The organism is Acidisoma silvae (assembly GCF_020618775.1).
In the GTDB taxonomy this organism is placed as follows: Bacteria; Pseudomonadota; Alphaproteobacteria; order Acetobacterales; family Acetobacteraceae; genus Acidisoma; species Acidisoma silvae.
This window is the reverse complement of the sequence record NZ_JAESVB010000034.1, coordinates 1-17,471: the sequence shown is the minus strand read 5'-3', so window position 1 is coordinate 17,471 and position 17,471 is coordinate 1. Positions and strand designations below refer to the sequence as shown.

Genomic DNA, 17,471 nt, shown 5'->3' with positions numbered 1-17,471 from the left:
TGACCGAAGGGCTGGCCGGGAAATACGTTGAAGTTTTCGATTTTGGCGATGGCCTCGTTGAGTTGCGTTGGCAGGGTCAGCCGCTGCCCTACCGCGTGTTCGAGAAGGATCAGCGCGTCATCCACGCCTCTGTGGTCGAGAATAAGAGGCTGACCGAGGCTTTGGCGATCGCACGGACGCTCCAGGCTCGCCCGTTGCCGGCACCGAAGGTCAAAACCAGCAGTGAGAAGGAAGGCTATGTCTCGACCGGCCGGAAGCCGGGACGTGGGCCTGATTCTCCTTACCGCAAGTCGCCTGCTGAGACCGCGTCGCGGCGCCCTAAAAGTAAGATCCCGGCTGTTTTTGGCATGACGTCGCCTTCGGCTCGTCCTGGCCCAAAACAGCCAAACGGACATTCCTAATCGGCAGAAATCCGGACATTTCTAACCAGTGACAACATAGTATATCTAACTTAAATGCTCCTTTTAGACTGACCTTGACGGCTGGCCAGGAAAATTCTGTCAAGCTTGATAAGCAGACGGTCAAGCGACATTGAGATGGTAGGTTACCCTCGCCGCGCGGCCTGCCATCGGACCTACTGGCTTCACGGAATAAGTCCGGTTCGGATTTGTTCCGAAGGTGGCATTTTAGCCACATGCTGGACGCCAAAAATCCGCATAAGCGCGAGCCACGCAATGTACTGCGCACGTGGAATGGACACCCCTGCAATGATATGACAAAGGTCCGGTCGCATATGAGGTTCGCAGCGCATGTCCAATGTCGTAAGTGTCACGTCCTACACGTATGCAGGCACCATTTACGGCGCCGGGCGCTCGTTCATCATTTATAACGGCGGGACGCTGACCTACGCCAATGTCACCGTAGGTTATTATGCCGGAAATGCGCTTTCAGGCTCGGAAATTATACTGTCTGGCGGGATCAGTCTATCGGCCTCCGTTACCAGCAGCGCGATAGCCTATGTCTCATCGGGAGGACTGAACGAGGCCTCGACAGTCTATGCTGGCGGGACGGCCATCATCTCTTCCGGTGGCACCAGCGAGGTTGATGTCATCAGCTCGGGTGGCCTGGAAATCGTGAGCGCGGGCGGCTTTGGACTTTCCGGCCAGATCAGAAGCGGTGGCACTGATGTGATCGCTTCTGGCGGTCTTACCAGTAGCAGCACGGTCAGCATGGGCGGCATGCAAATCGCCTCCAGCGGTGGCACGGCTGACGACACAATTGTCTCCTCTGGCGGCACGCTCTACGTTACGTCAAATGGCGTTGCGCTTGACACGCTGGTGGGTTCCGGCGGTACCATTTTCGTCTATTCGGGCGGAAATGCCACGACCGGCACCATCATTTCCTCTGGTGGAGCTGCCGCTTTCTACAGCGGCAAGCTAACGAGCGGTGTGATGACCGCCTACACGGTGGAAAGTGCGGTCACGGTTTCCGGACAAACACTGCAATCCGGGGCAGCAATCGATCTGGTAGGAGTGCTGGTCAGCAGCGCCGGCACGCTGATCGTCTCTTCGGGAGCGGTCGGGCAGTCGATCTTTGTGGCCGATGGAGGCACGCTGGTTGTTTCCAGCGGCGGCGACAGTTTGAACGCTCTTATCAGCAGCGGCGGGACGGAGCGCGTGGTCGCAGGCGGGACTGCGCAATTCACGCTCGTCTCGGGCAATAACATCAGTTCTGAAGAATATCTCCTGGTCTCCAGTGGCGGCACATCGATTGGCGCCACCGCAAGCGCGCATGTCGGAGCAGACGCGATTATCGTGGCCAGCAGCGGCGGCACGCTGATTAGTACCTTTGCCCGAGGCGGTGGAACAGAGTTTGTTTCATCCGGCGGAACCTCGCTGCAAACGCAATTGTTCAGCGGGGGCACAGAATACATTTCCTCGGGTGGCACGGCCGTCGGCTCCATCGTGTCGAGTGGCGGCACGGAACAGGCCGTCGGCCGCACCATCGGCACGCAGTTACTCAGCAGCGGCCAACAGCGCGTCTATCAGGGTGACGGCGCCAGCGGCACCGTCGTCGGCAGCAATGCTGTGCAGAATGTCTATACGGCGGGCTTGACTAGCAGCACCATCGTTTCAAGCGGGGGCACCGAGACGCTGTCTGCCGGCACCAGCATCGCCACCCAGGTTAGCGCGGGCGGTTTCGAAATCGTCTCGTCCGGTGGCGTGTCGAGCGATACGATGCTCACGTCGGGTGGCACCGCGTTGGTTTATTCCAGCGGCCTTGCCAGCGGCACGGTAGTCAGCGCCGGGGGCTATCAGCTTGTCTCCAGCGGCTCTGCCTCTGGCACGCTCGTCTCCTCCGGTGGGTCGGAGTTGCTGGTCGCCGCCCGGGATCAGGGTGAGCAGGTCTATGCGGGCGGCAGAGAGACAGTTTCTTCCAGCGGAATCGCTGCCGCAGCGACACTCTCGGGCGGTGTCATCACCGTCCTATCGCACGGCACCGCCCTCGACGACACCGTTAGCGCGGGGGGCAGCCTAATTGTTTCTTCTGGCGGGAGTGCTTCCGGCGTCACGGTCTCATCGGGCGGCACGGCGCTGGTCTATTCAAGCGGCAGCGTCAGCAACACGACCGTTGTCTCGGGCGGCGCTATCGCTTTCTCGGGCGGAACGCTGACGGCTGGCATTGTCTCGAGTTTCTTGGAGGATTCCGCGACGACTGTGTCCGGACAGATGATCGAAGCAGGCGCGAGCATCGACATCATCGGCGGTGTGGTCAGCAGCGCCGGCACAATGGTCGCCACTTCCGCTTCCTTCGTCGAGGCTGCGCGCTTCGCCAATGGCGGCAACCTGCTCGTCGCAAGTGGTGGCACCAGTCTCAACGTCACGATCAGTAGCGGCGGCACAGAACAAGTGCAGTCGGGTGGCACGAGCCTGTTTACCCTTGTCTCCGGCGGTACGGGCTATCTCATCGTCTCCGACGGCGCGGTGGTGAGCGGCGCCACCGCCATCGGTGCCAAAGCCTCCGTTATCGCTCAAACTGGCGCAGTATTGAGCAATACTCTGCTAAGTTCTGGTGGCACGGAACTCGTTTCATCCGGCGCCACAGGCCTGTTCACCACAGTCTCTTCAGGCGGCACCGATTACCTCTCTTCTGGCGGTTTTGCCATCAGTACGACGATCTCAAGCGGCGGCACGGAGATAGTCGCGGGAACCGCCATTAACGCTGTCCTGACCAGTAGCGGCAAGCAGTGGGTCGCCCAGGGCGGTTTCGCTAGCGATTCCGTCGTTAACTCTGGTGGCAGCCAGATTTTGAGCGGCGGTACTAGCGTCGCGACAATCGTCAATTCGGGCGCTAGTGAAATTATCGCATCCGCGGGCCTCGCTTCCGGCACGATCCTTCAGTCGGGCGGAGCCTTTTGGATGTCCGGCATTGCCGCGAATGGTCAGACCAGTGCGGTCGGAACCATCGTCAGCAGCGGCGCGTTTCTCTGGGAATTATACAGCGCGACGACCATCGGTACGATTGTTATGAGTGGTGGGACCGAAGTCGTCGGCAACGCTGCCATTAACTTGGGATCAACGGTTGCATCCGGAACCCTGCTCTCCGGTGGCACGCAGGTTGTTGGCATAGGCGGTTTTAGCTATGGCACAATTGTAAGCAGCGGCGGCGTTGAGTCGGCTGGCAGCGGCGGTACTGCCAATGACACAATTGTTTTAAGCGGCGGCACTCAGGTCGCTTTTGTGGGCGTGACGATCGGCACAGTTCTGTCTGGCGGCATCGAGGTCGTTAGGAATAGCGGCCTAGCGAGCAATACAACCGTTTCCAATGGGGGCACCGAAATAATATCCGGCAGCCTGCTTTACGCGGGCTACGCCAGCGCAACACAGGTGCAAAGTGGCGGCAGCGAAGTTTTGATCTATAACGCTCTTGGCACCAGTGAGACGGTGAGCACGGGCGGTAGCATTGTCGTCTCCTCCGGCGGGACGGAGCGGTCTGGCATCATCAACGGTGGTGTGCTGGAGGTTGTATCCAGCGGTACGGTGCAGAGCGCCATAACATTCATCAGCGGCGGGGTCCTAAAAATAGATGACGCAACGGCGATGCCGTCGACTTCGGCCGTGATCTCCGGCTTCGGGTCAGGCGATAGCATCGACCTTGCTTTTCTTACCTATACGTCGGGCGGCGTGGCGGTTGCTACAAACGGGGATTTTGTCACGGTCAGCATTGGCGGGTCGAGCTATCAGCTCGACGTCGCCGGTGCATCGGCCGACACTTTCCAGGCGACCGCGGATCAGCACGGCGGCGTTCAGCTCACTGCGGTCTGCTTTTACCCCGGCACGCGCATCCGGACGCCAAATGGAGAGGCGCTGGTGGACGACCTGGCAGCGGGCGATCTGGTGATGGCGGCGGACGGCAGGGCTTTGCCAGTGCGCTGGATGGGGCGCAACACTGTCTCCACCCGCTTTGCAGACCCCCTGCGGGTTCTGCCCATCCGCATCCGCGCGGGTGCATTGACGGACGGCGTGCCGATGCGGGATCTCCTCGTCTCGCCCGACCATGCACTTTTTGTGGACGGCATTCTGATTCAGGCAGGCGCGCTTGTGAACGGCATTTCGATCTTGCGGGAAACTCGGGTGCCCGAGACATTCACCTACCACCACGTGGAACTGGACGAACACACCCTGATCCTTGCCGAAAACACGGCCGTGGAAAGTTTTGTAGACAATGTCGACCGGCATCCTTTCGATAATTGGGCTGATCATGCGGTAGCCCTTGGCGCGGTGCCCATTGCCGAGATGCCGCTGCCGCGGGCGCAATCCTACCGGCAGGTCCCGGCCGCTGTGCACGCGAAGCTGAATGCTCGACTGACCGCATGGCGGGCACCGAGCGTCGCATAAGTCCGACGATCGGCCGCTGCGGCTTAGAGTGCCTTTCGAAATAATTGTAATCGCGTTGGAAAGAGGATGAAACTCTACGGCTTTTCCTTTTGTTCCTGACGAATTTGCGGGACCTAACTCGTTTCCTGTGCTTCGTTCGCGCGGACAAATGCGCTTCGGCATGATCCACTGCCGCGTCGAACGCCGTGAGGCGCGTGTCCCGCGCCATTGTGACACCGGAAATCGCAAGATCCGCCGTTAAAAACCGCTCTGATCCAGTTGCAAGATCATCGGGACATAGTTGTAGATGTTGGCATTATCATCGAAAGGCGCTTGCCCGGGCGGCGTCGTGCCGCTGCAGATTGATGCGCCATGCATATCTAAACCCTCCGTCATGTTGAATACGACACGACCTGCGCCGCCGATCGAAACCTTACTGATTGTCATCTCCCACACGTGACGAAAAGACGCCGAATTCTGACGGCAGGCCGAACAGGCGCCTGGTATCCCTCCGCCGGTGGCCGCCTGGCGTTGGCATGATCGAGCGCGCTTAAGGTCGTCCTTATGAGTGCGCATAAGGATGGTGGATGAGCCAGGTGACGGTTTTCAGCGGCCGTGAGCGGCGGCGGCGATGGAGCGAGGAGGATCGGTCCCGCATTTTGACGGAGGCGTTTTCGTCAGGCGCCTGTGTGGCGGCCGTTGCTCGCCGGAACGACATCTCGACAAGCCTGATTTATCAATGGCGGGACAAGCTCCGTGGCGACGCGATGCCTCCGGCCTTTGTGGAAGCGGTTATTGGCGAGGGGGGCTCGGGCCAGAATGAGGGTGATGTCTGTCCTGCGATGGTGATCGAATTGTCCGGCGGGATCAAAGTGGCGATATCGGCATCAGCGCCGCCCAGTTTGGTTGCGGCCGCGTTGAGTGCGCTGCGATGATTCCGGTCCCGGGTGGCGTTCGAATTTGGATCGCGAGTGGGCATGCCGATATGCGCAAAGGCATGCCGGGTCTTTCGCTGCTGGTGCAGGAACATTTCAAACGGGACCCGTTTGCCGGTGACGTCTTCTTTTTCCGCGGCCGCAGCGGTTCGCTCATCAAATGCTTGTGGCACGATGGCCTCGGCACATCGCTTTATACAAAACGGCTGGATCGGGGGCGTTTCATCTGGCCGACGGCATCCGATGGCGTAATTTCGCTGACCACATCGCAGGCTTCCTGTCTTTTGGAAGGCATAGACTGGCGTAATCCCCAGCAAAGCTGGCGCCCAAAATCTGCTGGTTAAAAATCCTTCGCACCCCCTGGTTCGCGGTACACAAGCACCCGGAGATATGCTTTTATTAGGCCCATGGATGCTGGGTTCAACGACGGTCCGGGGGACATCGCGGCGCTGAGGCAAGCGCTGACGGCAGCCCGCGCCCAGGCATTGGCCGCAGAGCAGAAGCATCTCGATACCGCAGCCGAGCTGGCGGTGGCCAAGGCCATGACCTCCGACGATAAGGCCCTGATCGCACATCAAGCGCTGAGAATCGCCAAGCTGGAGCGTCAGCTCTACGGACCTCGCAAGGAGCGAACGGCTCAGCTTCAAGATCAGATGGAATTCGCGCTCGAAGAACTGGAGGCAACCGCCACCGAGGATGAGATCGCGGCGGAGCTTGCTGTCGCCAAAAGCACGACCGTGCCAGGGTTCGTGCGCAAACGCCCTGAGGTGCGGGCCACCTTTCCCGACAACCTGCCCAGGGAGCGCGTGGTGATCGATCCGCCGATAGCCTGCGGGTGCTGCGGTGGGGACCGGCTCCGCAAGCTCGGCGAGGATGTGACCCGTACGCTGGAAGCCATTCCCCGCCAATGGAAGGTCGTCGAGACCGTGCGGGAGAAGTTCACGTGTCGCGATTGCGAGAAGGTCAGCCAGACACCCGCACCGTTCCATGTCATTCCCAGAGGATGGGCGGGCCCCAGCCTTCTGGCCATGATCCTTTATGAGAAGTTCGGCGCCCACCAACCCCTGACCGGCTCTGTGAACGCTACGCCTTGGAAGCCGTGCCAATTCCGCTATCGACCATGGCGGACGCCGTGGGCGCGGCCTGTCATGCCCTCAGTCCTATTTTGACTGCACTGGAACACCACGTCTTCTTGGCCGAGCGGCTCCACGGCGATGATACCACGGTCCCTGTCCTCGCCGCAGGCAAGACCGATATCGCCCGATGTTGGGTATACGTTGCCGACGACAAACCCTTCGGCGGGTCCAGTCCACCGGCAGCAATATTCTACTATTCGAGGGATCGAACCGGCGATCACCCGCAGGCTCATCTTGCCAAGTGGTCAGGCATTTTCCAGGCTGATGCATTCCCAGGCTATGGCAAGCTCTATGCGCCAGACCGCAAACCCGGGCAGATCCAAGAGGCTGGGTGTTGGAGCCATGCCCGCCGCCCGTTCTTCATCCATGCGGATCTCCAGGAGACCGCCCGGCGCCGGGCGAAGGGCAAGAAGCCTGTCGTGGTATCGCCCATGGCCCTTGAGGTCGTCCGCCGGATCGATGCTCTTTTCGAGATCGAGCGAGAGATCAACGGACAAAGCTCCGAGAATCGTCGCGCGCTACGCCAGGAGCGAAGCTTTCCGATTGTCGAGGCGCTCCACGTCTATCTCGAGGAGAAGCGGAATGATTTTCCCCACACCCACGACCTCTACAAAGCCATCAACTACATGCTGAAGCGCTGGTCCGCGTTCACGTTATTCCTCGATGATGGCCGTGTTTGCCTGTCCAACAATGCCGCCGAGCGAGCGCTCAGAGGCATCGCCCTTGGACGCCGCTCCTGGCTTTTCTGCGGATCCAATCGCGGTGGGCAGCGCGCGGCTGCCGTGTATAGCTTGATCGTCACCTGCAAGATGAACGGCGTCGATCCTCACGCCTGGCTCACTGATGTGCTCGGCCGCATTGCAGCCCACCCAGCTTCCCGTATCAACGATCTGCTTCCTTGGCATTGGAAGGCCTCGCGCAAAGAGGCATCCCTCGCGGCCGCCGCCTGAATATGCAGCGCAACAAGGTTCACGCTGTCACCGTCATCGCAGCCGTCGCCCAGGAACTCGGCGTCGACGAAGATCTTTTGCAGGAGATTTCCATGGGCCTGGACACTGAAGATGGTGTCATCTGGGTTTACGGCTTCGGCGAGGACGCCATCAAGGCCTTCACCGAGGAGAGCGTTGAAGAGCTCAAAAACCTTCTCGAAATGCACCGCGAAAACCCAAGCCTATTCGAGTAACCATCCACGCCTGCGGCCCGCGCCGAATGGCTACGTTTTTTCGACCGCAGAGACGGGCTTGTTGATGCTCCGCTCGATCGTGATGTTTGTGCTTAATGGTGGAGTTTATTTCCCACCTTCTTTGCTCATGGATGACGCATCTCCACCGCGAGCACCCGAATCTGCGCCCAAAACGGAACTCTCACTAGAAGGCAATCCGAAGTATTTGCCTGTATCAAACAAGGCAAGCCAAACAAGACAATTGCTTATGAGCTTGGCATGAGCGAGTCGACGGTCAAAGTGCACGTACGAAATATTATGCAAAACCTGGGCGCCACTAATCGCACTCATGCTGTGTTTGTAGCGGGTTAAACATAATTGATGAGGCGTTTAGAACCCATGGGCGCATGATGTATTTATCTTCGCACTAGCGGTGAGTTTTAGACATTCGGCAGCTCCTCTGGCTTAAGGCCAAACGATTGGCTCCGGGTTTTTACGTGAAGCCGTCGACAAAGTGATTAAAGAGAGGCAGAACAGGTTTTGACACCCGTTGGGGGCCGGGCTAGCCTTTTGCATGTCTCCAAAAGCCTCCTTGAACGTCTCACTGACCCCTCAACTTATGGCCTATGTCGACGCTTTGGTCGGCACGGGGCGGTATCAGACCGCGTCAGAAGTGCTGCGAGCAGGTTTGCGCCTCCTACAGCGGGAAGAAAACGCGCCGATGACGCCGATCGCCCGCGTGGTCCGGAAGCAATCCCCGATAGAGTTGGGTTCTAAGCCGCGCGGCCGCACCGTTCGTGGCTGACCCTGCTGACCAACCCGTGCCCGTGATTGCCATTGGCGCGTCTGCAGGCGGTATTCAGGCTTTCCAAGCTTTTTTCCAGACCATGCCGGCGGACAGTGGCTTCGCTCTTATTGTGATGCTGCACCTGCCCTCCGGCAGAAAGGGCGTTCTGCCCGATCTGATCGGTCGCTGGACGCCCATGCCAGTGCTTGAGGCTGGCGAGGGATGCGTTCTTCAGGCGAATACCGTCTACATTCCGCCGTCGGGCATGGCTATGACCTACCGCGCGGGCCGTTTGCACCGCGACCCTGTTGATCCAGCTCTGCCGCGCGACTTCAATCCGATCGATCTTCTGTTCGGCTCGCTCGCCAGCGAACTCGGCGAGGATGCGGTCGGTGTCATTCTATCCGGCACCGGTAGCGACGGCGCCATCGGTCTTAAGGCGATCAAGGCCGCTGGCGGCCTGACCTTGGCCCAAGGCGGCGCCAATGGAGAAAAGCCATTGCATGATGGCATGCCGCATAGTGCCATTGCAGCGCGAGCTGTGGATATCGTCACGTCCGCCGAGGCGATGCCGCGTCGTATCATGTCAATCGCAAGCGCTCTCAAAATAAAGACGCCGTTGAACCCGGCGTCACCACAGACGGCAGACGCTGCTCGATTGGCAATTTGCGCGATCCTGTTGCGAAGTGTCGGCCATGATTTTAGCAGTTACAAAGAAAAGACGTTTCTACGCCGGGTGCTACGCCGAATGCAGGTTCTGAACCTCACGTCATTGGGTGACTTTATCCGGCGACTGGAAACCGATCCGGAGCAAGCGGTTTTGCTGTTCCAGGATCTATTGATTGGGGTCACCCGCTTTTTTCGAGATGAGGATAGTTTTGAGGTCTTGGGGCGGAAAATTATCCCTCAGCTCTTTGACAACAAATCATCGGAGACGACCGTCCGCATCTGGATAGCAGGCTGTGCCACGGGTGAAGAGGCCTATTCACTTGCGATCCTCGTGCGGGAGCATTTGGACAAAACTGTCGGTGAAGCACCCAAAGTGCAGATATTTGCGACCGACATTGACGAGGCAGCGATCGCTGTCGCCCGACTGGGGCGCTATCCAATCGCACGCCTGCAAGGTCTGTCTCCAAACCGTCTGTCGCGATATTTTGTCCAAGGCATCGACGGAAGCTATACGGTCGCAAAGCCAGTTCGCGAGATGTGTACTTTCTCGGCTCATAGCCTGACGCGTGATCCACCGTTTTCGCGCATTAATCTACTATCCTGCCGCAACCTTCTCATTTATCTCGACATGGATCTTCAAGGCGTCGTTTTTCCAGCCTTTCACTATTCGCTCGCGCGGGACGGCATTCTGTTTCTTGGTAGTTCTGAGACGATCAGTCGGCACGAAACTCTCTTCGCGACCGTGGATCGTGCTCATCGTATCTTTCAAAAGCGTGACGTTCCAAGCCCTCCCTTACGGGTAATGGGACGCAGTGAATTACGTGACCCTCGCATAGCAACGGATGGCAGCCCAGTGTCTCGACTTCCGCCCAAATATAACATCTCCAAAGTCAGTGCCTGGGCACATACACGCGTTTTAGACCGCTTCGCTCCTCCGTTTGTCATCGTGACTTTGGAAGCGGAGGCTCTGCACTATTCGGCTAATCTCAGCCGTTACCTCGATTTTAGTCCTGGGACACCCAATTTGAATGTCCTAGCGATGGCGAGAACGGGTCTGCGAGCGCCGCTACGCGACGCTCTGACACAGGCGTCTGAACAAGGTCGAAGCATCGAGCGGATCGGCATTTTAGTCCAGGGCGCTGACGGTCGCAGCCACCGCATCAATCTGTTAGTCGAGCCACGCCGGGAGACCGGTATGGAGACTTTGTATCTTATAGTTTTTGTAGACAATCCGGACCTTGCTACGGCCGAAGGTCCGAACATTGGCCACGCGGTTCCCGCGATGAATACTGATAGCCAGCTAGAGCTCGAATTGCGGGACACACGCGAGCAATTGCAATCTGTCACGGAAGAACATGAGACGGCGGTCGAGGAGCTCAGAAGTACGAATGAGGAGCTCCATTCCGTCAACGAAGAGCTGCAATCGACAAACGAGGAGCTCGAAACTTCAAAGGAAGAAATACAATCCATCAACGAGGAATTGCAGACCGTCAATACGCAGCTTTCCAGTAAAGTCGACGAACTTGACAAACACAGTAGCGATCTCAAGAACCTGTTCGATAGCACGCAGGTAGCGACGATTTTCCTCGATCCTTACCTCGTCATCCGCAGTTTTACCCCTGCCATCGCCAGCCTCTACAATCTGATACCGAGTGATCAGGGCAGGCCATTGACAGACATCGCATCCCGCTTGCGCTATTCGACGTTGCGCGATGACTGCAACCACGTCTTGCAGACGTTAGAGCCGCTAGAGCGACGTCTGATACGCGAGGATGAGAAAACGCATTACCTCATGCGTATCTTACCCTATCGCAAAACTGATAGCGTCATTGACGGAACTATTATCACGTTTGTCGATGTTACTAGCGTCGTTCAGGCGGAGCAGCATCAACGTCTGTTGGTTGATGAGCTTAATCACCGTGTCAAGAATATGCTGACGATCGTCATCTCGCTTGCGTCGCAGACGCTTCGGCGTTCAGACACATTGGAGCAATTCGAAAAGAAGTATTTTGGACGCGTTCACGCCCTCTCGGCCGCCTATACTTTGCTCAGTGACAGAGGCTGGAAGACAGTCTCGCTGAAGTCTTTGCTGCTGGAACAGCTTCGGCCTTTCGATGAATCCGGCTCAGATACCGTTCTGCTTGGCGGACCTGATATTGGGCTCGACCCTCGGTCCGCCTTGTCTCTTGGAATGGCCATCCATGAGTTGACGACCAACGCTGTCAAGCACGGGGCTCTGTCTGTGCCACAGGGTATCGTTCAGGTCGGCTGGAAGATTGAGCCGTCTGAAAATGGCGCCTATCTCGTCATGGATTGGATAGAATCAAACGGCCCCATGGTGTCCGCGCCAGTATCGGTCGGCTTCGGCACAACGCTCATCAAACGTGGGCTTAAGCAGGACATGTCGGCGGACGTCACACTGGAGTTTAATTCAAAAGGGCTGAGAGCGTCGCTTCGCGCCCCACTACCGGGACTGTCACCATCAGGATCTCCTGAGACAGGAACAATCTAGGTGACGACCCCAGGAAGCCTCGCTGGCCTACGCGTCTTTGTCCTGGAGGACGAGATGCTTGTGTCCTTGCTGATCGAGGATACTCTCACCGACAACACATGCACAATCGTGGGTCCCTACGATCGGATCCCGGCCGCTCTTGAAGCCGCTAGCACACTGAGTTTCGATTTGGCGATTCTGGATATCAATGTCGCCGGGGAGAAGAGCTATACTGTCGCCGAGATGCTGGCGTCGCGAGGCATTCCGTTCTTTTTTCTATCCGGATATGGGCCCGACACACTGCCACCTGACCGGCCGGACTGGCGCGTCTGCAATAAACCCTTTCGGCCGGACGAGCTTATCGCAATGGTAGTTACTCAAGCCATCGAAAGAAATTGAACGGGCTAACTGCCATTGAAAACGCATTTGATAGAGTTAGTCAGCGTCTAATGCGTTTCCCCCAACCAGACGCAGCTTCGTCTTCGCTCTGCGCACCATAATGGAATAATTTTCCGGAGACACGAGTGCTCCATTCGGGAAATAAGCCTCGATTTCCTCACCCGCAAGCCGACCTTCGAGGATTCGAATGGTCGCCTGGGTCGAGGACAGAGTTTCGACGACAACCGCCTTACAGCTCCAGCCATCGTCATTGAACATCGTCTTATCGCCCTTTTTCAGGCTACGCCCGCTTGCCGGACTCCCATCCGATGCGCCTGGCGGCAACGCACTGACGAGGTTGGATATGACCTGCTGGCCAAAATGCGGCGGCGGCGTATCGTCAAACCGCGCCAAAATTCGAAGTGACCGAGCGAGAGCCACCTCACTTGCCATGACGATCCTAAGGCGTGAGGACCGAGCTTCCTCCGCTTGTGCGCGATAATACTCAATCACAGCCGGCACGTCATCGATCTTTGCGACAAGTTGAGCCCTAGGCATGGATATACCTGCAGTTACTAGTGAGATGAAAAAGTTAAGTCAGACATAGCAGGATGCCAGATTTCTACCTATAACTCCGATACTAACTATTTTTAGAAATTTACCGTCATGAGACTATGCCCATGAGGTTCTGTCGCTAAGCGCGCTCAGAGCTAGATAGCGAGGTTCCGATTTCTGGAAAGCAATCACCGTAAATCACGGCCGCAAGTCAACCTTCGTTTTTCTGGATCTCCGCAAGCTTTCGCAAACGCTGAAGCGCTTTCTAGCTCAAATTTATTAGTCAACCACGCCAAATTCGAGAAATAACACCAAAAAGGGGGAAATAAAATGTTCTCACCCAAAACCCATATACTTGTATGAGGCAGTATAGCGATTTATCAACGCAAACGTTTATGGGCACGAAGCACTAATTGCACGCGATTATGCTCTCCAGTCTTAGTCATAATATTGCGAACGTGCATTTTGATTGTGCTGATACTCGTCTTGAGTACTGTTGCCATTTCTTTATTCGATTTTCCTAGGCTTACAAGGGCCAACACACTACGCTCCCGTGGCGTGAAACTGAAGGTGTCGAGATCGGTGCTCCGTTGAACCAAATCTGCCGCGTCACGATAATTCTCCGGCAGGCGATGCATGCTCTCGCTCTGTCGTCCGTAATGAAGTTCATAAAATATATCGATAAGCTCTTGTAACGCAGTGTGTTGCCCGTCGATTATGGTCGCAGATAGACTGCGGAGGTCTCGCAAAAGGGACGGCGAAACTATAGCCAAATCATCAGTTATTACGACCATTGGGCGGTCAGGAAATTGATGCCGAATTCGGGCAAACTCCTCTAGGCCTTCACCCCTGCCGTGAGCGACGAAAGCGATGACGTCAAAGCTCGCGCTAGCGCTCGTCATAAGCTCATTGATTGCTCGATATGGAATTATAACCAGAAGCGGCTGAACCATAAACGCCGCCTTCGTAAGGCATTCCTGGCTCATCATGTTATCGTCTATGAGAGCGATACTTAAAAGCCGAGCTGGTCGCTGAAGAATGCCAGCCCCCTTCTCGCCGCTGGGTTGGGTTGTGCCATGCAGATTAGAGCGGTTGGCCACTGTTATTTAATTCCCAAAGTGTCGCCTACGCGCCAGATGAATTGACCCGCTCTGCGAAAAGCCCTCTAGCATTAAGTAAGCAGCCCGAACTGCAAGTTTTACTCGCAGATTTCATTGACCGTAATCAAATCCGATACGCTTAGATAGCGATTTATGCATCATATAAAAAATTTGGCTCATTTGAATTTCGAGTGGGTTAGGCTGGCTGGGGGGTGATCTGCGTAAAGTCGAGTTTTCCTGCGATGAGGAAGAGGACTGTGCGCATAGTCGCGAATCGCGTGTAGCCTCGGGCCTTGCGTTTGGCGGCCTGGAAGAGGCCATTGAGTGCTTCGATGAAGCCGTTGGTTTGGCGGCTCTGTGTCCAAGCGACGATGCCGTCGAAATGCTTTTGGATCATGGTGGCGACGTCCTTCATCGGCGCGACCTTGGAGCGCAGGACGTTGGCGCACCACTGCTTGAGCATGGCGGAGACGACGTTGCTCTGCTTGCGGCCGAGGATTTCGCGCAAATGCTCGCGATAGAGCCATGCGCGGGCTGTGCGTTTTGTGGCGGCCTGAGCGATCAGGGCGTCGAGGTCGGCTCTGCCTTCGTCGGTCAGGCGGGCGCGCTCCTTGAGCAGTGTCCAGCGCAGCCCTTTGAGGCTCGGGTCGGTGCGCTGTTCAAGGCGTCGCATCTGGTCGACAGCGGCCGACGCGTGGGTAACGACGTGGAACTTGTCGAAGGTGACGCGGGCATTGGGCAAGTGCCTGGTGACGCCTTTGATGAAGGCCGGCGACATGTCGATGCTTACCGAGCGGACCTGGTCGGGCGAGCCTTTGTGCGCGGCCAGATATTCTGCGAAGCGGTTGATCGTTTCGGCGTCTTTGCCCTCTGTAACGAAAACCACCTTGCGTTCGCCCATATCGGCGGCGATGGTCAGGTAATTGTGGCCACGCCGGCAGGACGTTTCGTCAATCGCTACTGCGGTCACCTCCGACAGATCGGCTTCGGCCAAAGCAAGATCGACATAGCGCGAACAGATCGCATGGACGCGGTGCCAGGATTCACCGACCAGCTTGGCCACGGCGGCAAAGGTCATCTGTTGGGCCATGGCCAGCACCAGCGCCTCGAACAGCAGCGTGAACCCGGCGAGTTTGCCAAACCAGTCGGGTTGATATTGAACGACCCTCCCGTCAGGCAACTTCACGCGTGGCGTCCGAACTTCCAGGTAGCATTCGTGTTGGAAGAAATTGAGGTGCCGCAGGCATTTGATCTGGGTGTCGTGGACGGGATGCACGCCTGCCTCGTCAGCCACAGCAAACCGTGTCCCGGCAACGAAATCGACGCTGATCGTCAAGGTTTGCGTAGCCGCGTCGAAATCGACGCCGCTGACGTACCACGGCTTCGTAACGCCCAGGGCCGCTTCAAAGAGTTGGTCTGCATCCGTGCACGCTCCTCCCGAGACCAACCAGCGCCCAGAATGGCAAGGCGGCACTGGGCCATCAAGGGCGCTTCGCGCCGCTGCGCAATGGCCATCCTTGGCTTCCGACCACCGGCTTGCTCACGGGTAGGTCGCTTGGGATGGAGGGGAATGGTCTCTACGATCCTACAAACGGATGGTTGGGCGCTCCGCTTCAGCCGGCCAACGCCGCAGTCTCAACCCACTCGAAATTCAAATGAGCCGTTTTAATTGTGGGTTTCAGTTTATTAGTAATCCGTGACTAGTTGCTGTGACCAAACCACGCGCTGAGGTCGCACGCTCGATGCTATTCGTCATCTCGGACAAATTGAAGGGTTTCGACAGGAATTCGCAAGGCTGTTTAAGCGCCGCTAGACGTTCAAACAGACGATCCGCGTAGCCAGACACGACCACAATGGCAATTTTCGGCGAAATCGCTCGGGCATAAGCGACGACGTCAAGACCGTCACGGCTACCGGGCATTTGGACATCGGTAACCAAGATATCGAATGTAGGGGACCGGCGAAGGAAGCACATTGCGTCATCGGCATTTCCGGCCTCGGTAACTTCGTAATCCTCATCGCGGAAGAATTCGGACACCAAAAACCTGATGGTTTCTTCGTCTTCGACGAACAAAAGCCGTTTCATCGTCATGATCTGCAATGCTCGCTATGTCTGCTTGTAGACAAAGCGGTCGATTGGGCATGAATCAACCCAATATCACGTGAGGGTTACGGTTTGGCGGTATTGTGACCAGCCCCTACCCGATTATCGAAGAGTTTCTGAACATCCGACTGCGGTGCCCTACCAGAATAGCTTCCAGCACCTGCCGATCGCCTCGACCCTCGACCTGTGTCAGCCATACGAAGCGCTTCTCAGGAACGATCTGAGCCAAGGGTTTGACTCCTGCTTCAGCATCTGGGGGCATCAAGCGGAAACAAAAAGCCTTCTCAAGGATAAACAAGCCTTCTGCAGTCAATTAGCCCAAGATGTAACACTTTTCTTATGAGCGAAGCTCCACGATTTAGAAAGCATATTTAGGCTCGTCACCGCTACTCGTCGATGATTAGAGCCAAGCCGTGCTCGCGTACGAGTGCCGCAGCGCAGCCACTACAGTAATCCGATTTCAATTGCCTGTTGCTGCAGCTGCAAGCCATCCTTCGTCCCATGCTCCTCGCGCAACCGGCTCATTGACACGGTAGGGATTGCCTGTGCGTTCAATCCCATTGTCGAACGCATCTTGGCCTTCGACAAAAATTATGGCTCTAGCTGACCTACTTGAAGATGAGGCTTCCGGACATTTCATTACGATAGACTCTCCCCAAACGTTCGGAACATGCTTAACCTCATAATGAGGTCGACCCGATACAATCAGACAGGAGAGTGTCCATCAGGAGAAAAACGAGTTTCAGCAACGATCCATCCATCTTGCCACGCAAGATGTGCAGGTTGATCATTTCCTGCATATGGACAGGCGTTGCGTTGCAATCCTGCGGTGAAAGCCTTTACGCCTTCCGTGAAAACGATCATTTCGCGCAAACGCGAAAACGGCACAGACGATTGATTTGGCATGGTTTGTCAATTTTTCCCTTGAGCATTGCAGAGCACGCTCAAGCCCGCACTTTGCGAGCCGGAAAAGGGATAGCCACGCGGTGTCGTTCCCTAGTCCCATTACACTAGGCCAAATTACTCTTCTGTGCAATTTTCTTTTCTTACAGAGCATTCGGCGTTGTCGTCTAACCATCATCCTCGCGCTTGGCCAATTTAATCGCGTGCTGATTTTATCCTGGACTTGCTTCAGAAAAGTGGCGGGCTCCTACCAGCATAGAGGAGTATCCAGGCAGGCTCTGGTGCAAAACTTTTCGGCGGATATTATAGGCTAGGAGCGTGTCCCGGTAATAGACGAAATTCGCTCGACATCAGGCGTCATGGATGATTCTCTTTGTTGATGAGCAAGACATTTCGCCCTTGGAAAACGGAAGAGATTTGGCTTCTTCCTCCGT

Annotated in this window: 15 protein-coding genes and 1 pseudogene; 10 read left to right on the top strand and 6 right to left on the bottom strand. The window is 56.7% G+C overall.

All coding sequences use genetic code 11. The annotated features are described in order from the left end of the window. Both ASILVAE211_RS24880 and ASILVAE211_RS24875 read left to right on the top strand, forming a co-directional pair. Positions 1 to 401, top strand: a pseudogene (locus ASILVAE211_RS24880) (hypothetical protein); the annotation flags it as partial. Positions 402 to 749: 348 nt separating this feature from the next. After that, on the top strand, positions 750 to 4,838 hold the full coding sequence (locus ASILVAE211_RS24875) for an AIDA repeat-containing protein (RefSeq protein ID WP_227324064.1): 4,089 nt from the start codon (positions 750 to 752) through the stop codon (positions 4,836 to 4,838). A gap of 237 nt (positions 4,839 to 5,075) precedes the next feature. Here ASILVAE211_RS24875 and ASILVAE211_RS24870 read toward each other — a convergent pair whose 3' ends face one another. After that, entirely contained in the window at positions 5,076 to 5,264 is a 189-nt protein-coding gene (locus ASILVAE211_RS24870; protein WP_227324063.1) for a hypothetical protein, read from the bottom strand. 140 nt (positions 5,265 to 5,404) lie between these two features. On the opposite strand from ASILVAE211_RS24870, the gene tnpA reads away from it, so the two are divergent. The 8 genes from tnpA (at position 5,405) to ASILVAE211_RS24830 (ending at position 12,396) form a co-directional block, all read left to right on the top strand. Further along, positions 5,405 to 5,752, top strand: coding sequence for an IS66-like element accessory protein TnpA (gene tnpA / locus ASILVAE211_RS24865; protein ID WP_227324062.1), 348 nt, complete (start codon positions 5,405 to 5,407; stop codon positions 5,750 to 5,752). Continuing rightward, positions 5,749 to 6,096: an IS66 family insertion sequence element accessory protein TnpB gene (gene tnpB, locus ASILVAE211_RS24860; RefSeq protein ID WP_227324061.1), complete on the top strand. Its 348-nt coding sequence runs from the start codon at positions 5,749 to 5,751 to the stop codon at positions 6,094 to 6,096. The genes tnpA and tnpB overlap by 4 nt, the downstream gene beginning before the upstream one ends. 63 nt (positions 6,097 to 6,159) lie before the next feature. After that, a protein-coding gene (gene tnpC / locus ASILVAE211_RS24855) for an IS66 family transposase (protein WP_227324060.1) occupies positions 6,160 to 7,838 on the top strand; the annotation gives its coding sequence in 2 pieces (ribosomal slippage) (positions 6,160 to 6,820 and positions 6,820 to 7,838; 1,680 coding nt in all). Between the two features lie 2 nt (positions 7,839 to 7,840). Further along, a complete protein-coding gene (locus tag ASILVAE211_RS24850; protein WP_227324059.1) occupies positions 7,841 to 8,071 on the top strand; it encodes a hypothetical protein in 231 nt (76 codons plus the stop codon). A gap of 138 nt (positions 8,072 to 8,209) precedes the next feature. Further along, positions 8,210 to 8,422 carry a response regulator transcription factor gene (locus ASILVAE211_RS24845; protein WP_319799641.1) on the top strand — a complete coding sequence of 71 codons (213 nt, stop codon included), beginning with the start codon at positions 8,210 to 8,212 and terminating at the stop codon, positions 8,420 to 8,422. A gap of 202 nt (positions 8,423 to 8,624) precedes the next feature. Next, positions 8,625 to 8,855: a type II toxin-antitoxin system ParD family antitoxin gene (locus ASILVAE211_RS24840; RefSeq protein WP_227324058.1), complete on the top strand. Its 231-nt coding sequence runs from the start codon at positions 8,625 to 8,627 to the stop codon at positions 8,853 to 8,855. Beyond that, positions 8,848 to 12,018 carry a CheR family methyltransferase gene (locus tag ASILVAE211_RS24835; RefSeq protein ID WP_227324057.1) on the top strand — a complete coding sequence of 1,057 codons (3,171 nt, stop codon included), beginning with the start codon at positions 8,848 to 8,850 and terminating at the stop codon, positions 12,016 to 12,018. Before ASILVAE211_RS24840 ends, ASILVAE211_RS24835 begins: the two co-directional genes overlap by 8 nt. 60 nt (positions 12,019 to 12,078) lie before the next feature. Then, entirely contained in the window at positions 12,079 to 12,396 is a 318-nt protein-coding gene (locus tag ASILVAE211_RS24830; RefSeq protein ID WP_227324056.1) for a response regulator, read from the top strand. A 36-nt stretch (positions 12,397 to 12,432) separates the two neighbouring features. Here ASILVAE211_RS24830 and ASILVAE211_RS24825 read toward each other — a convergent pair whose 3' ends face one another. From ASILVAE211_RS24825 to ASILVAE211_RS24805, 5 genes are all read right to left on the bottom strand, one after another. After that, complete coding sequence (locus ASILVAE211_RS24825) at positions 12,433 to 12,828, bottom strand: hypothetical protein (protein ID WP_227324055.1); 396 nt, start codon at positions 12,826 to 12,828, stop codon at positions 12,433 to 12,435. A gap of 482 nt (positions 12,829 to 13,310) precedes the next feature. Then, on the bottom strand, positions 13,311 to 13,919 hold the full coding sequence (locus ASILVAE211_RS24820; RefSeq protein WP_227324054.1) for a helix-turn-helix transcriptional regulator: 609 nt from the start codon (positions 13,917 to 13,919) through the stop codon (positions 13,311 to 13,313). Positions 13,920 to 14,226: 307 nt separating this feature from the next. After that, positions 14,227 to 15,477 carry an ISL3 family transposase gene (locus ASILVAE211_RS24815; protein ID WP_227324053.1) on the bottom strand — a complete coding sequence of 417 codons (1,251 nt, stop codon included), beginning with the start codon at positions 15,475 to 15,477 and terminating at the stop codon, positions 14,227 to 14,229. A gap of 231 nt (positions 15,478 to 15,708) precedes the next feature. Beyond that, positions 15,709 to 16,116, bottom strand: coding sequence for a response regulator (locus tag ASILVAE211_RS24810; protein ID WP_227324052.1), 408 nt, complete (start codon positions 16,114 to 16,116; stop codon positions 15,709 to 15,711). Positions 16,117 to 16,839: 723 nt separating this feature from the next. After that, entirely contained in the window at positions 16,840 to 17,040 is a 201-nt protein-coding gene (locus ASILVAE211_RS24805; protein ID WP_227324051.1) for a hypothetical protein, read from the bottom strand. Positions 17,041 to 17,471 lie beyond the last annotated feature (431 nt).

Bases quoted from the DNA above. Each gene is read 5' to 3' on its own strand.
- ASILVAE211_RS24840 (WP_227324058.1), top strand. From the start codon at position 8,625: ATGTCTCCAAAAGCCTCCTTGAACGTCTCACTGACCCCTCAACTTATG.
- tnpA (WP_227324062.1), top strand. From the start codon at position 5,405: ATGAGCCAGGTGACGGTTTTCAGCGGCCGTGAGCGGCGGCGGCGATGG.
- ASILVAE211_RS24825 (WP_227324055.1), bottom strand. From the start codon at position 12,828: ATGGCAAGTGAGGTGGCTCTCGCTCGGTCACTTCGAATTTTGGCGCGG.
- ASILVAE211_RS24850 (WP_227324059.1), top strand. From the start codon at position 7,841: ATGCAGCGCAACAAGGTTCACGCTGTCACCGTCATCGCAGCCGTCGCC.
- ASILVAE211_RS24875 (WP_227324064.1), top strand. From the start codon at position 750: ATGTCCAATGTCGTAAGTGTCACGTCCTACACGTATGCAGGCACCATT.
- tnpB (WP_227324061.1), top strand. From the start codon at position 5,749: ATGATTCCGGTCCCGGGTGGCGTTCGAATTTGGATCGCGAGTGGGCAT.
- ASILVAE211_RS24870 (WP_227324063.1), bottom strand. From the start codon at position 5,264: ATGACAATCAGTAAGGTTTCGATCGGCGGCGCAGGTCGTGTCGTATTC.
- ASILVAE211_RS24810 (WP_227324052.1), bottom strand. From the start codon at position 16,116: ATGAAACGGCTTTTGTTCGTCGAAGACGAAGAAACCATCAGGTTTTTG.
- ASILVAE211_RS24820 (WP_227324054.1), bottom strand. From the start codon at position 13,919: ATGATGAGCCAGGAATGCCTTACGAAGGCGGCGTTTATGGTTCAGCCG.
- ASILVAE211_RS24805 (WP_227324051.1), bottom strand. From the start codon at position 17,040: ATGCCAAATCAATCGTCTGTGCCGTTTTCGCGTTTGCGCGAAATGATC.